The sequence below is a fragment of the Streptomyces sp. NBC_01669 genome (assembly GCF_026339735.1).
Classification (GTDB): Bacteria; Actinomycetota; Actinomycetes; order Streptomycetales; family Streptomycetaceae; genus Streptomyces; species Streptomyces yanii.
Genome location: NZ_JAPEQG010000001.1, coordinates 2,788,361 through 2,804,285 on the forward strand (window position 1 = coordinate 2,788,361; position 15,925 = coordinate 2,804,285).

Here is a 15,925-nt window from a genome sequence, read left to right on the forward strand (position 1 = left end):
TTCGGCCTCAGCCACTTCGGCCTCAGCTGATGGAGACCTCGGGCTCGCCGGAGGCGATGCCGTCCTTCTCCATCTGCTCGGCGATCTTCAGGGCTTCCTCGATGAGCGTCTCGACGATCTTCGACTCGGGAACCGTCTTGATGACCTCGCCCTTGACGAAGATCTGCCCCTTGCCGTTCCCGGACGCCACACCCAGATCCGCCTCACGGGCCTCACCCGGACCATTGACGACACAGCCCATCACGGCAACCCGCAACGGCACCTCCATGCCCTCAAGACCCGCCGACACCTGATCCGCCAGCTTGTACACATCCACCTGCGCCCGACCGCACGACGGACACGACACGATCTCCAGCCGCCGCTGCCGCAGATTCAACGACTCCAGGATCTGGATACCGACCTTGACCTCCTCGGCCGGCGGCGCCGACAACGACACCCGGATCGTGTCCCCGATCCCCTCACTCAGCAACGCACCGAACGCCACCGCCGACTTGATCGTCCCCTGGAACGCCGGCCCCGCCTCCGTCACCCCCAAGTGCAACGGGTAATCACACTGAGCCGCCAACTGACGGTACGCATTGACCATCACCACCGGATCGTTGTGCTTCACCGAGATCTTGATGTCCCGGAAACCGTGCTCCTCGAAGAGCGACGCCTCCCACAACGCCGACTCCACCAACGCCTCAGGAGTCGCCTTCCCGTACTTCTTCAGCAGCCGCGCATCCAGCGAACCCGCATTCACACCGATCCGGATCGGCGTCCCCGCATCACTCGCGGCCCGCGCGATCTCCTTGACCTTGTCGTCGAACTGCTTGATGTTCCCCGGATTCACCCGCACCGCCGCACAGCCCGCATCAATCGCCGCGAACACATACTTCGGCTGAAAATGAATATCCGCAATCACCGGAATCTGCGACTTCCTGGCAATCGTCGCCAACGCATCCGCATCATCCTGCGTCGGACACGCCACCCGCACGATCTGACAGCCCGACGCCGTCAACTCCGCGATCTGCTGCAACGTCGCACCGACGTCCGACGTACGGGTCGTGGTCATCGACTGCACCGACACCGGCGCATCCCCACCGACCGCCACCGACCCGACCTGGATCTTGCGGCTGACCCTCCGGTCGGCGAGCTTGGTCGGAACGGACGGCATTCCGAGAGAAATCGCAGTCATGCGCTGAGCATCCCCAAGGTGTGGATCAAGGTCCCGAGATCGGCGGGCTCCGACCTTCGAGGTTACGGCACCGGGGGGAACCCGGAGCACACCGCATCCCGAAGTCCGTACAAACAGAGGCGCCCGGACATCAGATGTATGCCTGGTCACCGCCTGTGGTTCGCCGGGCTCGATCTGCCCGATTGTCGCGCCAGGATCGTCCGGCGCGAGCGTGGCAGGCCGACGCGCCAGGCCGGGCAGACGCCAGGCCCATGGGCGCGCCGGACCGGTCGACGCTCCAGGCCGGCCCATGTGCTCGGGCCGGCCTCACCTCGGGCCCGTCAGGAGATCTTGACCGGATTGACGATGTCGGCCACCAGGACGAGCAGGGTGAAGCAGATGAAGACACCGGCGACGACATAGGCGACCGGCATCAGCTTGGCCACGTCGAAGGGGCCGGGGTCGGGGCGCTTGAAGACCCGCGCCACATTGCGGCGCAGGGACTCCCAGAGCGCTCCCGCAATGTGCCCGCCGTCGAGCGGCAGCAGGGGCAGCATGTTGAAGAGGAACAGCGAGAGGTTGAAGCCTGCCAGCAGGAACAGCATCATCGCGATCTGGTTCGTCGCCGGGACGTCCAGCGTCATCACCTCGCCGCCGATCCTGGCCGCGCCCACGACGCCGACCGGGGAGTCGGCCGCTCGCTCGCCGTCACCGAAGGCTGCGCTCCACAGGTCCGGGATCTTGGAGGGGAGGGCGATGATCGAGTCGACGCCGTTCTCGATCATGTCGCCCATGCGGACGACCGAGTCGTTGAAGGAGAGCGGAACGATCTCGGTCTGGGCTGCGAAGCCGAGATACCCGGCCGGGACGTACTTGCCGGGGATCACCTCACCCTTGGAGTCCTTCTTGGCCACCGAGTTCTTCTGCAGCACAGCGTGGAGGGTCTTCTCCTGGCCATCGCGCTGGACTGTGAGGGTGGCGGGGCCGATGGTTTCGCGGATGCGGTCGGAGAGCGTGGCCCAGTCGTCCACCTTCTGACCATCGAAGGCGACGATCTTGTCGCCCTTCTTCAGTCCGGCGGCCTGCGCGGGCGAGACCGGGTCGCTCTTCTTGCAGCTGTCCCGCTTCTCGCTCTGCGCGATCACGCATTTCTGGACGCCCGCGACCTCGGTGGTCTGCGTCTGGAAGCCGAAGGTCATCGCCACACCGAGGAAGATCGCGACGGCCAGGACCAGGTTCATGAACGGTCCGGCGAACATGACGATCACGCGCTTCCATGGCTTGCGCGTGTAGAAGAGGCGCTTCTCGTCACCCGGTTCGAGTTCCTCGAAAGCAGCTTCTCGGGCGTCCTCGATCATTCCTCGCCACGGCGAGGTGGAGCGCGCCTCGATCCGTCCGTCCGGACCGGGCGGGAACATGCCGATCATGCGGATGTAGCCACCGGCCGGGATCGCTTTGATCCCGTACTCCGTGTCGCCCTTCTTCCGCGACCAGATGGTCGGACCGAAGCCGACCATGTACTGCGGGACGCGGATCCCGAAGAGCTTCGCGGTCGACAGGTGTCCCAGCTCGTGCCAGGCGATCGAGAACAGCAGGCCGATGGCGAAGACGACGATGCCCAGAATCGTCAACAGGACCGTCGTAATACTCATGCGCGCGCCTCCGCTGTCGCTTTCGCCGAGAGTTCCCGAGCCCGGGCCCGTGCCCAGCTCTCCGCTTCCAGGACGTCTGCGACCGTGAGTGAAGTTCCCGTGGGAGGGGTGCCGTGTTCGGCCACCACCGCCGTGACCGTATCCATGATTCCGTTGAACGGCAGCTGTCCTGACAGGAAAGCGTCCACGCACTCCTCGTTCGCGGCGTTGAACACCGCCGGCGCCGTGCCGCCGAGCGCTCCTACGTGTCGGGCCAGGCCCACGGACGGGAAGGCGTCGTTGTCGAGCGGGAAGAACTCCCAGCTGGATGCCTTCGACCAGTCGAAAGCGGGTGCCGCGTCCGGGATGCGCTCCGGCCAGCCCAGGCCGATGGCGATCGGTCCGCGCATGTCCGGCGGGGTGGCCTGGGCGAGGGTGGAGCCGTCGGTGAACTCCACCATGGAGTGAACGTACGACTGGGGGTGGACGACGACCTCGATCCGGTCGAACGGGATGTCGTAGAGGAGATGCGCCTCGATGACCTCCAGTCCCTTGTTGACCAGCGTGGCGGAGTTGATCGTGATCACCGGGCCCATGGCCCAGGTGGGGTGCGCGAGCGCCTGCTCACGCGTGACGCTCGCCAGCTCGCTCTTCGTCCGTCCCCGGAACGGGCCGCCGGATGCGGTGACGACAAGCTTCCGGACATCGGCCCGGGTGCCGGCGGCGAGCGCCTGGAAGAGCGCGGCGTGCTCGGAGTCGACCGGGATGATCTGGCCCGGCTTGGCCAGGGCCTTCACCAGCGGCCCGCCCACGATCAGCGATTCCTTATTCGCGAGGGCGAGCGTGCGGCCCGCCTCCAGCGCGGCGAGCGTGGGGGCCAGACCGATCGAGCCGGTGATTCCGTTGAGCACGGTGTGGCAGTCGCTCCCGGCGAGCTGCGTGGCGGCGTCGGGCCCCGCCAGGATCTCGGGCAGCGGCTCCCCGGCCCCGTACTGCTCACGCAGCGCCTCGCGCAGGGCCGGCACCGCGTCCGGTGCGGCAACGGCCACGGTGCGCACCCTCAGCTGCCGGGCCTGCTCGGCCAGGAGGGCAACCCGGCCGCCCGCGGCGGAGAGCGCGGTGACGCGGAAGCGATCGGGGTTACGCAACACCAGGTCGATGGCCTGGGTGCCGATGGACCCGGTGGAGCCGAGGATGACGAGATCCCGGCGTCCTTCCACTGCGTCGAAGACGAGGTGCGGGTCGGCGAGGGGGGCTGGGCTGTCGCTCATGCCCCCCATTGTTGCCGCATCGGCCCGGCAGGCGGACAGCGCGTCCCCGGAGACCTCCGGGAGGAGCAGCTCAGGAAGTGTTCCTGTGAATTCCGGCAGCCTCTGGGCGGCGGCCCACCAGGCGTCGGCGTCCTCGCCGAGGGCGGCGCGGGTGAGCGCCGTGGCGCGAGCATGGGCGGCTGTGACGGCTCCGGGCAGGTCGAAGCGTTCCTGGTGACCGAGCCACCAGCTCTCGTCCAGGGCCCGGAGCGCGGGGGCGCCGTGGAGGATCACGTCGGCGCCGGTGAGCAGGCCGGCGACCAGAGCCTGCTTGCGCCGGGCCGTTTGCGACCACCCCTCGATGTGCGCGAGGTCCGCGACTGCGGCGCCCCTGACCTGGTGGGCTTGGCCTCCAAGGCGTGCCAGGTCGCGACCACGGGTCCGGGCGGCGCCTCGGCGTCCCCTGTCGGGCACGGACAGGACGCGGTCGATCTCGCGTTGCACCGCAGCCCGCTCGGCGTCGTTCCACCGCAGCCCTCCTCGTACCTCGACGGCGGGCAGCAGCAGGGTGCGGTCGAGCGGGGCATGGTGTCGGACCAGTTCGGCGGGGGTGATCGCGCCGCTCCTGACCGCTCGCACGGCCGGGCGGTACCACCAGCGGCTGTACGAGCGAGTCCCCCGGGTGTCGAGAAGCGCGAGCACCACCTCGCGCGGGCACTCATCGCTCAGGATCAGCGCTTCGACGGCGCCCGGGGGCAGTGGCTCACGCCGGTGCTCGGCCACCAGCAGACCGAGGTCGAGGCGGTGCGGAGCGTCCAGGATCCGCAGGGCATGGCGAACGCGCTGATGGCCTCTCAAGAGCGAGATGAGCTCCCGGGTGCCCAGCTCGGGTACATGCGCGGCGGGAGCGATGGCGCGACGCATGATGCCGGTGGTGCGCCGGTGGGCATACACCGCTCGGTCCACCTCGTACTCCTGGTGTTCCAACAGCCTGAGCAGTACACCTCGTTCGGTCTGTTTGTTGCGCGCCAGAGCGACTCGGTCGCCGGTGCTTCCGCCGTCGAGTACGTACTCGACGACGGCCGGTGTCGTGGTGTGGCCGGCGAGGAGCTCCTCGCGCTGCTGTGTTTCGAGACGGTCCAGCAGTGCCGGGACGACGACAGTGGGGGCGTGCCGGATCAACTGGGCGAGTGCGGGGATCATGATGCGCGGAACTTCGCCCACTGGGCGGCCATGACGTCCTGCGGGATGCCGCCTATGTCCTTGGTGCTGGTGGTCTCGCCGCGGAAGGCGAGGGTGGTGGAGCCGGAACGGACGACGGTGAGGTACTCGTACAGTTCCGATTTCTCCTTCACATCGCGGACGGTGAAGCGGTACGCCTTCACGCCGTCGGCTTCGGCTTCGGCTTCGGCTTCGGCTTCGGCTTCGGCTGCGAAGTCGGGAGCCTTGGCGGGCTCGACCTTCAGATACTTCGCGCGTGCAATGGCCCGCTCTTCGGTGAATCCTCCGGCGCAGTCCTTGCCCGCCCTGCCGAGCGCCTTCATGACGTCGGCCGCGTCGCCGTTCGTGTACGACCGGAGGGTGACGTCGATGGTGATGCCGAGCATTTCGTCGGGGATGTCGACTCTGCGCTGGACCTGTGCGGCCGGGTCGTAGTCACTGACCTCACCCGCAAGGCTGACGAGCGGCTGACACCTGGCTGGATCTGCGGTGTACGCATCGCTGAGCGGACCGTCGAGTGTGTAGGGGGAAGCTGTGTACTCACCGACGGCCTGGCCTTCGGTGAACGCGACCGCCTTCAGCTGCGCCTCGGTGAGCGTCTTCGGCGCGTGCGCTGCCGCAGAGGACGTGCCCTTCTTCTTCGAGTCGTCGGACCCACCCGACGCCTCCTCGTCACTGCACGCGCCCGCACCCAGGGCCATAACGACCGCAATCATCACGGCCACCGCCCGACGCCGCCCGCGTTGATCCCGCACACCGAACATCGCTGCCCCCATTTCGCTGCCGGTCCTCATGTCCCTTTGGTTCTGCAGTTCTGGATCAGTTCTCGCTCGACGCCCGATTGTGCTGCATGCCCGTGGTCCGGGCTCACTCCGTCGACCACAGAAGCATCACGGACCTTTGCGGCCACCGACAGTGATCTTTCGTCAGGGCCTTTCCTTACTTTCGTCAGGGGCGTCGGCGGCCGGTGATCGATGACGCTGTGGTCATGCGAATCACTCACGTACGCACGCAATCGCGCTCCGCTCGCCGGGTCGAAGTCGGTAGTTCAGGCAATCCGGGTGGCGGCGCCCCCATGCACAGGCGTCGAGGACTCCCGGCGCGGCTATGTCGTCATGGGGTGAGCACACAGGCGCTTCTGCTCAGCCCTGCTTCAGGTGAGGCAGCCGCTCCATGCGTCGGCATCCTTGCCCGTCCGGACTCCGGCATTCGGCTTCGGGTGAGCTGGCGGCAGAGGGTGGTGGGCGGCGTGCACATGAAATCTCCCACGGGCGGCCTGGGCCCAGGAACCCTAACGGTTCGTGAGATCCGTGAAATCCGCGAACGCCTCATGAAACTGCGGGAACGTCTTCCGTACACAGCCCGGGTCGTCGTAGGTGATGCCGGGAACGCGCAGACCGGCAACGGCGAACGACATGACGATGCGGTGGTCGCCGTGGGTGGCGATCTCGGTGGGGCGGGGTGTGCCGGGGTGGATCTCGATCCAGTCGAGTCCCGTCTCGACGGTGATGCCCATGCGCCGGAGGTTCTCCGCGCAGGCTTCCAGACGGTCGCACTCCTTCACCCGGGTATTGCCGACATCCTCGATGCGCACGGGCCCCGAGGCGAAGGGGGCGAGCGCCGCCAGCGTCGGCATGGTGTCGGAGATGTCGCGCATATTTACCGTGAGGCCGGAGAGCTCGCCTCCGGATCGGACGGTGGTGGAATCGGCAGTGGTGCGCACATCGACGCCCATGCGGCCCAGCACGTCGACGAACCGCAGGTCGCCCTGGAGTGCGTCCGTCCCGAGGCCGCGGACGGTGACCTCGTGCCCGGTAAGGGCTGCGGCGGCGAAGAAGTAGCTGGCCGTGGAGGCGTCGGGTTCGACGGCGTACGTAGTGGCCCGGTAACCGCCGGGCGGCACGGTGAAGACATGGTTGTCGTGGCCGCTGCGGGCCACCTCGACGCCGAAGCTGCGCATCATCGCAAGGGTGATCTCGATGTACGGGGCAGAGACCAGGTCGGTGACGGTGATCCGGAGTCCTTCCGCAGTCAGCGGCCCGAGCATCAGGAGTGCGGTGAGGTACTGGGAGGACTGCCCCGCGTCCAGGGTGAGTGCGCCTCCCTTGATCCCGGCGGCGACGATCCGCAGCGGATGGTGGCCTTCGGCAGCCTCATGATGCAGCTCGACACCGAGCGTGCGCAGGGCTTCGGTGAGCGGGGCAAGTGGGCGGCGGCGCATCTGCGCAGAGGCGTCGAAGCGGTACGTGCCGGAGGCTGCGGCTGCGGCAAGGGTCGGCAGGAAGCGGGCCGTGGTGGCGCCGTCGCGACAGTAGATGTCGGCCTCGGTGGTGGCGGGTCCGGCCGGGCAGCCCCCGATGTGCCAGCGGTCCGCTTCCTGCGCGACCTCGTAACCGAGGGACGAAAGGCCCTCGGCAAAGCCCTCGGTGTCATCCGAGCGCAGTGGGCGCACGAGGGTGGTGATGCCGTCCGCGGCAGCAGCCAGGAACAGGGCGCGTGCGGTGACGGACTTGGAACCGGGGATGTCGATGACGGCCACGGGACCCCATCCTGCCGTGCGGCACACGGCCGGGCAGGGGGCGTCCAGCGAGTGGACGCCCCCTGCCCGCCCCGACCGGTCGGCTCGATGGACCGGCGGTCAGCGGATGGGACGGTGGACGTTGTCCTTGGTTGCCGGGCCGGGGGCGGCGTCGGCGATCCAGGGGCCCTCACCGCTCGGGTCGACGACACCCTGTTCCAACCAGAGGTACGCCCCGGACAGGACGCCGTCGACCACGCGCCGGTCGAGCTGATCGGTGTTGGACCACAGACGGGTGAAGAGTTCCTCGACGCGAATGCGGGACTGGTGGCAGAAGGCGTCGGCGAGTTGGTAGGCCTCCCGGCCGTGCTCGTCGGTGGTGCGCAGAAGTTCGGCACGGACGCAGGCGGCGCTCATCGCGAAGAGTTCGGCACCGATGTCGACGATCCTGCCGAGAAAGCCCTGCTTGGTCTCCATGCGCCCCTGCCAGCGCGACATCGCGTAGAAGGTGGAGCGGGCCAGTTTGCGGGCAGAGCGTTCGACGTAGCGCAGATGGGTGGACAGGTCCGGGTGCCCGGGCGGATGGAACTCGTTGTAGGTGCGCGGCAGTTGCCCTGGTCCGGTGACAAGCTTGGGCAACCAGCGGGCGTAGAAGCCGGCGGCGTTCGCTCCCGCCTTCGCCTTGGCCGAGAGGGGCTTGTCGGGGTCGATAAGATCTCCGGCGACCTTCAGGTGGGCGTCGACGGCCTCGCGGGCGATCAGCAGATGCATGATCTCTGTCGAACCCTCGAAGATCCGATTGATCCGCAGGTCGCGAAGGAGCTGTTCTGCGGGGACGGCCCGTTCGCCCCTGGCGGCGAGGGAGTCGGCGGTCTCGAAGCCCCGGCCGCCCCGGATCTGGACCAGTTCGTCGGCCATGAGACAGCCCATCTCGGAGCCGTACAGCTTGGCCAGGGCTGCCTCGATCCGGATGTCGTTGCGATCCTCGTCCGCCATCTGCGAGGCGAGGTCGACAACTGCTTCCAGGGCGAACGTGGTGGCCGCGATGAAAGAGATCTTGGCACCGACGGCTTCGTGCCGGGCAACCGGCCTGCCCCATTGTTCGCGGACCGCCGACCATTCGCGGGCGATCTTCAGGCACCACTTTCCCGCGCCGACGCACATGGCGGGGAGCGACAGCCTGCCCGTGTTGAGTGTGGTGAGGGCGATCTTGAGACCGGCTCCCTCGGGGCCGATGCGGTTGGCGGCCGGGACCCGGACGCGGTGGAAGCGGGTCACACCGTTCTCGAGCCCGCGCAGTCCCATGAAGGCATTGCGGTTCTCCACGGTGATGCCCGGGGCGTCCGCCTCGACGACGAACGCGGTGATGCCGCCCTTGTGGCCGACCGACTTCGGGACGCGGGCCATGACGACCAGCAGGTCGGCGACGACACCATTGGTCGTCCACAGCTTCACACCGTCGAGGATGTAGTCGGAACCGTCCGGCACGGCCGAGGTGGCGAGCCGGGCAGGGTCGGAGCCGACATCCGGTTCGGTGAGAAGAAACGCCGAGATGTCGGTGCGGGCGAGCCGGGGAAGGAACGTGTCCTTCTGCTCCTGACTGCCGAAGAGCTTCAGCGGCTGCGGTACGCCGATGGACTGGTGGGCGGAGAGAAGCGCGCCGATCGCCGGGTTGGCGGAGCCGACCAGGGCGAGCGCCCTGTTGTAGTAGACCTGGGTCAGTCCCAGGCCACCGTACTTCGGGTCGATCTTCATCCCGAGGGCGCCGAGCTCCTTGAGGCCGTTGATGACCTCGTCGGGGATCTTCGCCTCACGCTCGATCAGAGCGCCGTCGATCTTGGTTTCGCAGAAGTCGCGCAACCGGGCGAGGAACGCCTCGCCGCGCCGGACGTCGTCGCCCGGCGGCAGTGGATGCGGATGGATCAGGTCCAGCCGGAAGCGGCCGAGGAAGAGTTCCTTGGCGAAACTGGGCTTGCGCCAGTCCTGCTCGCGTGCGGCTTCGGCCACTTGACGCGCTTCACGCTCTGTGACCTTGGGCGTGTTCTTCGGAGCGGATGGTGCGGACATGAGGAGCTCACCTCGCCGCGTTGTCGGGTGGGCGGACCCGGCCGGTCCGCGCGGAGCGCGCATGCGCGCCTGCCGAGGCATACCAACCGGTGCTACTCGTCCGTATGTACCCGATTCCTGCCTGCCTCACCAGCCCCCGGACGCCGATCAGGTGGAGAGCCACTCCAGTGGCACGTTCAGCGGGCGAACTGCGATCGGCCCGGGTCGAGGGAGAAGCAGGAACGGCCGGAGCCTCCGCACAGAGGGGAACAGCTTCTGCGGGGGTATGAACCAGGCCGCCCCGGAGATCGAGTACAAGGCCCCGTCCACGGGACAGCCGACGAAAATCCTCGACAAAGTTGCCGCCTACTGCCGAAGAATCTCCGACCTGGGCCATTAACTAGGATCCCCGCCCATGGGCACCATGGGCGGGGATTTCTCGCATCAGGACACAGACCACGGCACGGCCGTAAAGTTCGTCTACCGGCCGACGGCCGCGGACTTCAAGGAGGCGTTCCGTGCGCGAGCCCGCCGGACACCGGCGGGCCGGGCCCAGGACCCCGCGGACGTCGACCGGCTCCGGGCGATCCTGGACCGGAACCTCAAGCGGCTCTAGGTTATTTGCGGCGAGTTACTGTCCGCGCCATAGTCGGATCGCCGCTGTGGTGACGGTGCCGTGGAATACGTAGGCGCGTTTGTCGTGGCGAGCGGCGACGGCCCGGTGGTTCTTGAGCCGGTTGATCGTCCGCTCCACTTCGCTGCGGCGCTTGTAGATCTCACTGTCGAAGCCAGTGGGCCGGCCGCCCTTGCTGCCGCAGCGTTTGCGGTTGGCCCGCTGGTCCTTCGGCTCGAGGATTGTGTGTCTTGTCGCCACCGACGTGGGCCGACCTGGTACGGAGGCGGCCGCCGCCGGGTCGGGTGACTCGGATCCGATTCAGGACGTCGATCGCCTCCGGGACCACCCGGCGGCTACGCCCTGCGCGTCACCTTCTTGACCAGCCGGGCCAGACCGGAGGATCCGCCGCTGGACTCGGCCCCGTTCAGTGCCTTCTCCAGCTGGGCGAAGTGGTCCTTGCGGGTCCGGGCCAGGTATTCGTTCGAGGTCAGCGGCTTGGCTATCTTCCAGGCGCGACGGTGGTCACCCTCGTAGTGGGCGACATAGGCCTTGGCGAGTTCGACCACGGCCTTGAACGGAATCCCGTCGGTGTAGTCCCGGTCGACGACATCCTGGACGGCCGACATCAGCTTCAGCTTCTCGTCGGTGTCGAAGGCGTCCTCGGCGATGGCCCTCAGCACGTCCTGCGGGATCGGCTTGATCACCTCGAAGGCCAGTGTGGAGCGGATGGGCGGCCCGGCAATCTCGATGTACGGCAGCAGCAGACCGGTGCTGTAGTGCAGCCACGGCAGGCGGGGGCTGGCGAAGTCCTGGTGCAGCACAACGGAGCCTGGCTCCAGGCGGGGCAGGAAGCGCTCGGCCACACAGCGGAAGACCCGCGCCGTCTTGGCGATGTCGACATGCAGGAACTCGATGGGGCTGTGGTCTTCGGGATCGGAGGTCTGCCAGATGTCGCCGGGGTGCAGCTCGATGAAGTCGATGAACGGTTTCAGCTTGTCCTTGAAGTCGTCGAGAAAGGAGTTGGTGTCCTCGGGCGCGGCCCCGGCCGAGAAGAATTTCTCGGAGGCGAAGGTGCCCTTTCCGACCCGGAAGAAGTCGTACGCGTGCAGCTTGTTGGTCTTCTTGTCGAAGTCCGGGTTCTCCTTGAGACCGAGTGCGAGCGCGTATGTCGATCCACCGCCGCCCGACCCGAGCTCGATCACCTTGCCCTCTCCAGTCAGCCGATGGCGTCCCAACAGGTAGAGAAAGCGCAATTCCCATGCGCTCACCTGGGAGTAAGGGATTGCGTCCGGGAGTTCAACGTCGTCGAGCTGAAGGCAGAGCTTGCTGAGGGGCGCCACGGGTACCTCGCGGTCTCAGTCGGATGGACGATGCGCGATAGTAACGTCGCGCGCCGGAGATCCGTCGGCGAAAACCGGCGATGGATTCGAGGATTTCCCCGGCCGTCATACTCCGGATGAACAGTGTTGGGCCGACGTTCCTCTTCTGAATCGGAGCGCGGCTGATCTCGGCTTCGAGTGGCCGCGTGGCGAACGCCGTACTCGCGTAGCACGGCAGCCCTGCACAACCAGCTCACCGCAAGTGCCACACCCGTCACACAGGCGCCTCGACACGGTCGTCAAGGCTCTCCCAAGAGTCAAACCGTTCCGGCAGGTCGCGTCACTGCACATCTGTCCGCGATCGGTGGAGAATCCCGTCGATCAGCTGCCGGTGGTCCCGCCACCTGCCACAACGTCCATTGCTTCCAACTCCCCTTAGACGCCTGACGGATCAGTACGGTCCGGGCTTCGGCGGGGCGACAGCAGCTGGCTGGCGGCAATGAGGAGGAGACCAGTGAGTAAAAGGGCGTTTCCGCCGAAGAAGCGGATTTCCCAGGAGGCGCTCGGCAGGATTCGGAAGTAGAAGAGGCCCTGTATAAGTGGGCATGCGCCCGTTGCCAGGGCGCCGAGGCCGTGGAGCTGGGGCCTGGTGGCGTGGCGGCGCGCCATGGGCAGGATCCACCCGGTCCGGAGCGTCACGATCCCCGATGCGATCGCCAGCAGCCCCATGAGCATGCCCGCTCCCACCACCCATGCCATGAGTCCGCTCCGCTTTCCGATCAGGTGAGGTCCGGAACACGCGTGACGCCCGTTCCGGGGTTGCCCACATGGTCGTCGGACCTGGCGGGGCCTGGCAATGCCAGGTCCCGGCAACCTGGGACGCGTTTCCACTGCCGTTGCGACCGCTGGATGCCAGAGGGGCGCAGAGGTGCCGTTCGACGTGGTGTTCGTCGTGTCGCCGACCATGCCGTCCGAGCCGCCGACGGCGGTGACGGGGCCGCCGAAGGACGAGGCACCGCCGGCGAGCGTGGCAGACATGGGCCGCGTCCCCATCGGTGTCCTCCAGTCGCACAGGGCGATCAACGCCTTCCGTCCCGACGTGGTCCTGGCCACGGGAGGCTACGTCGCGGTCCCGGTGGGTGTGGCTGCGACGAGGCTGTGCCGAATCCCTTTGGTTGTGCACGAGCAGACTGTGCGGCTGAGCCTGGCCAATAAGACCTTGGCCGGCGCGGCGACTCGAGTCGCAGTCTCTTCCGAATCGACTGTGCCGCTCGTGCCGGAAGCGGTACGCGCTTCAACGGTGGTCACCGGAAACCCGGTCCGGCCCGAGGTCAGCCGGGGCATAGGGCTCCGGCTACGGGCGGCCTCATGGAAGGTGCTGCCGAGCTGCTGCTTCGATGATGTCGGCACACGCGGCGAACGCGACCTCGTCACCTCCATACGGATCAGGCACGTCCCGGTCGCCGAGGTAGAGGGCGAACCTGGGGGGTACATCGGCGGCCATCTGGCCGCGCAGTTCGGTCAGGACCGCCCGGTCCATCGCCAGGATGACGTTCGCCCGCTCCAGCAGGTCCGGGCCCACCTGGACGGCGCGGTGGCCGGTGAGGTCGTATCCACGGGCAGTAGCGAGTCCGAGCATCCGTTCGTGCGCAGACATGCCGGCTCACTTGTTGCGCAGGCCCGCCGGGCGAACCTCCACAGACTCGCCGCCGTGGTGCGAGAGCACGCTGGCGGTGTACGGGGAGCGGCAGATGTTGCGCAGGCACACGGTCAGGATGCGCATGTGCCCTCCAGAGCGCGTGCGAGGGCGGCAACAACGTAGCTGACGTCGTCCTCGCTCATGGCCAGGCCACACGAGATCGCACCGGGGGCAGAGGGTGGCGGGCATGCGTACCTCCCAGGACCCCCAGGCTGTCGGTGGCGGTCCAACCGCCAGCCGGGGAGTATCGGCAGGGCCGGGGCAGCCGGGCCATCGCCCGTACCTCGACCCTGACCCCGGACGAGGACCTTCGCACCTGGGCCGGCCGGATGCGCCCGCCGCCGCCCCGGGCCACCCTGGGAGTTATGGCAACACCACCGATCACCATCCAGCCACCCACCCCGTCCGGTGCCCGCCCCGTGATCGTGCACATCAACAATCGTGACGAACGGCTCGGACTCGCTCACAGCGATCACGACCTCATCGTGTTCCTCGCCGACGCCGGACTGAAAGACCCGAAACGGATCCTCGACAACCCAGCCGTGGTCCGATGGCAGGGAGCCGCAGCGCACAGATACGAAACTGCGTGATGCGCGGCGCGCACGAGCAGCCGCGCGGGCACACCCTGGATGCATGATGAGCGCCCCGATAGTCGTGCATCGCTCCGCACCGTCCGGCGGCCGGGCGGTCACCATCAACGGAGAGATCGCCGGACTCGCCCACGACGACCGCGACCTCGTCGAATTCCTCCGGCGGGCCGGGATCTATGACGCCGAGCATTGCCTCGACGACCCGCACTGGATCGAATGGCGCGGCGGCCCGGCCCATCGGTACGAAGCGGCATAGGAACCAGCCAAGATCCGGCGGTCTTCGCAGGTCAGGGGGTGCAGATTCGCAGGAACGGCCGGAGCCCCCGCACAGTGGGCTCCGGCCGTTCGTCTGCCGCCTGCTGTCGTGCTGTCCAGGCGGATTACAGGCGGCTCTGTCGGATCGGTTCGATCCGGTCTCTGCGGACTAGAGGGCGAGGCCGGTGAGGACCAGCACGCGCTCGTAGGTGTAGTCGTCCATCGCGTAGCGGACACCCTCACGGCCGACGCCGGACTGCTTGGCTCCGCCGTACGGCATCTGGTCCGCGCGGTAGGAGGGGACGTCGCCGATGATCACGCCGCCGACCTCAAGGGCCCGGTGCGCACGGAACGCGGTCTGCAGATCGTGGGTGAACACACCTGCCTGCAGGCCGTACTTCGAGGAGTTGACGGACGCGAAGGCCTCGGCCTCGCCGTCCACCTTCTGTACGGACAGGACCGGTCCGAAGACCTCCTCGCAGGAGAGCTTGACGCCGTCCGGCAGTTCCGTGAGGACGGTCGGCGCGTAGGTGGCACCGTCCCGCTTGCCGCCGGTGAGCAGCTGGGCGCCTGCCTGCACAGCCTCGTCCACCCAGGACTCGACGCGCTTGGCGGCGTCCTCGCTGACGAGCGGGCCGACGTCGGTGGCAGCGTCGGACGGGTCGCCGGTGACCTGGGCCTCGACGGCCGCGACGATCTTCGGGACGAGCCGGTCGTAGACCGAGGCGTCCGCGATGACGCGCTGCACCGAGATGCAGGACTGGCCGCCCTGGTAGTTGGAGAAGGTCGCGATCCGGCTCGCGGCCCAGTCCAGGTCCTCGTCGGAGGCGTAGTCGCCGAGGACGACCGCCGCACCGTTGCCGCCCAGCTCCAGGGTGCAGTGCTTGCGCGGCACCGACTCCAGGATGGAGTAGCCGACCGGGCCGGAACCCGTGAAGGAGATCACGGGCAGGCGCTCGTCCTGGACGAGGGCGGGCATCCGGTCGTTGGGCACCGTGAGCACGGACCATGAACCGGCCGGGAGGTCGGTCTCGGCCAGCAGCTCGCCGAGGATCAGCGACGAGATCGGGGTGGCCGGGGCGGGCTTCAGGATGATCGGGGCTCCGACGGCAATGGCCGGGGCGACCTTGTGCGCGCTCAGGTTCAGCGGGAAGTTGAAGGGCGCGATACCGAGGACCGTGCCGCGCGGGAAGCGCCGGGTCAGCCCGAGACGGCCGGTGCCACCGGCGTCGGTGTCGAGGCGCTGGGCGTCGCCGCCGTTGAAGCGACGGGCCTCCTCGGAGGCGAACCGGAACACGGAGACGGCGCGGCCGACCTCGCCGCGCGCCCACTTGATGGGCTTGCCGTTCTCGGCGGAGATCAGCTGGGCGATCTCCTCGGTGCGCTCCACGAGACGCCGTACGACGTGGTCGAGGGCGGCGGCGCGGACGTGGGCGGGCGTCGCGGCGAACTCCTCGCGCACGGCGTGCGCGGCGGCGACGGCCTCCTCGATCTGCGCGTCGGTCGGCACGCTGACCGTACCGACGAGGCGGCCGTCCCAGGGGTTGGTGACGTCGAAGCTGTCCTCGCCGGTGGCCTGGCGGCCGGCGAGCCAGAAGGCGTGGGTGGAAGTCATGGAGGTTCC

13 protein-coding genes and 2 pseudogenes are annotated in these 15,925 nt (G+C 67.9%); 4 read left to right on the forward strand and 11 right to left on the reverse strand.

The features are described from left to right. Positions 1-22 precede the first annotated feature (22 nt). From ispG to OG972_RS12130, 6 genes are all read right to left on the reverse strand, one after another. Positions 23-1,177 carry a flavodoxin-dependent (E)-4-hydroxy-3-methylbut-2-enyl-diphosphate synthase gene (ispG, locus tag OG972_RS12105; RefSeq protein ID WP_266990429.1) on the reverse strand — a complete coding sequence of 385 codons (1,155 nt, stop codon included), beginning with the start codon at positions 1,175-1,177 and terminating at the stop codon, positions 23-25. 320 nt (positions 1,178-1,497) lie between these two features. Continuing rightward, the gene (locus tag OG972_RS12110) at positions 1,498-2,808 is read right to left on the reverse strand and encodes an RIP metalloprotease (protein ID WP_266980927.1); all 1,311 of its coding nucleotides are present in this window, start codon (positions 2,806-2,808) and stop codon (positions 1,498-1,500) included. Further along, complete coding sequence (gene dxr / locus OG972_RS12115; protein WP_266990431.1) at positions 2,805-4,067, reverse strand: 1-deoxy-D-xylulose-5-phosphate reductoisomerase; 1,263 nt, start codon at positions 4,065-4,067, stop codon at positions 2,805-2,807. Before dxr ends, OG972_RS12110 begins: the two co-directional genes overlap by 4 nt. Positions 4,068-5,236: 1,169 nt before the next feature. Then, the gene (locus OG972_RS12120; protein WP_266980929.1) at positions 5,237-5,974 is read right to left on the reverse strand and encodes a hypothetical protein; all 738 of its coding nucleotides are present in this window, start codon (positions 5,972-5,974) and stop codon (positions 5,237-5,239) included. 575 nt (positions 5,975-6,549) lie between these two features. Beyond that, a complete protein-coding gene (gene aroA / locus OG972_RS12125; protein WP_266980931.1) occupies positions 6,550-7,797 on the reverse strand; it encodes a 3-phosphoshikimate 1-carboxyvinyltransferase in 1,248 nt (415 codons plus the stop codon). Positions 7,798-7,896: 99 nt separating this feature from the next. Continuing rightward, the gene (locus OG972_RS12130) at positions 7,897-9,843 is read right to left on the reverse strand and encodes an acyl-CoA dehydrogenase family protein (RefSeq protein WP_266980933.1); all 1,947 of its coding nucleotides are present in this window, start codon (positions 9,841-9,843) and stop codon (positions 7,897-7,899) included. A gap of 394 nt (positions 9,844-10,237) precedes the next feature. On the opposite strand from OG972_RS12130, the gene OG972_RS12135 reads away from it, so the two are divergent. Continuing rightward, complete coding sequence (locus tag OG972_RS12135) at positions 10,238-10,438, forward strand: hypothetical protein (RefSeq protein WP_266980935.1); 201 nt, start codon at positions 10,238-10,240, stop codon at positions 10,436-10,438. A 15-nt stretch (positions 10,439-10,453) separates the two neighbouring features. Here the strand turns inward: OG972_RS12135 and OG972_RS12140 are convergent. The 3 genes and pseudogenes from OG972_RS12140 to OG972_RS12150 all read right to left on the reverse strand — a co-directional run. Next, positions 10,454-10,778 (reverse strand): annotated as a pseudogene (locus OG972_RS12140) (IS5/IS1182 family transposase); the annotation flags it as partial. Between the two features lie 13 nt (positions 10,779-10,791). Next, positions 10,792-11,706, reverse strand: coding sequence for a class I SAM-dependent methyltransferase (locus OG972_RS12145; protein ID WP_266980937.1), 915 nt, complete (start codon positions 11,704-11,706; stop codon positions 10,792-10,794). A gap of 486 nt (positions 11,707-12,192) precedes the next feature. Next, the gene (locus OG972_RS12150) at positions 12,193-12,516 is read right to left on the reverse strand and encodes a hypothetical protein (protein WP_266980939.1); all 324 of its coding nucleotides are present in this window, start codon (positions 12,514-12,516) and stop codon (positions 12,193-12,195) included. 259 nt (positions 12,517-12,775) lie between these two features. Here OG972_RS12150 and OG972_RS12155 point away from each other — a divergent pair. Then, positions 12,776-13,090, forward strand: a pseudogene (locus tag OG972_RS12155) (glycosyltransferase); the annotation flags it as partial. A gap of 33 nt (positions 13,091-13,123) precedes the next feature. Here OG972_RS12155 and OG972_RS12160 read toward each other — a convergent pair. Next, complete coding sequence (locus OG972_RS12160) at positions 13,124-13,414, reverse strand: hypothetical protein (protein WP_266980940.1); 291 nt, start codon at positions 13,412-13,414, stop codon at positions 13,124-13,126. Between the two features lie 407 nt (positions 13,415-13,821). On the opposite strand from OG972_RS12160, the gene OG972_RS12165 reads away from it, so the two are divergent. Then, positions 13,822-14,046 (forward strand): hypothetical protein, encoded by a 225-nt coding sequence (locus OG972_RS12165; protein ID WP_266980942.1) that lies wholly within the window; start codon positions 13,822-13,824, stop codon positions 14,044-14,046. A gap of 46 nt (positions 14,047-14,092) precedes the next feature. Then, entirely contained in the window at positions 14,093-14,302 is a 210-nt protein-coding gene (locus OG972_RS12170; protein WP_266990433.1) for a hypothetical protein, read from the forward strand. 168 nt (positions 14,303-14,470) lie between these two features. Here OG972_RS12170 and OG972_RS12175 read toward each other — a convergent pair whose 3' ends face one another. Then, positions 14,471-15,916, reverse strand: a complete 1,446-nt coding sequence (locus OG972_RS12175) for an aldehyde dehydrogenase family protein (RefSeq protein WP_266980944.1) — start codon at positions 15,914-15,916, stop codon at positions 14,471-14,473. Between the last annotated feature and the right edge of the window lie 9 nt (positions 15,917-15,925).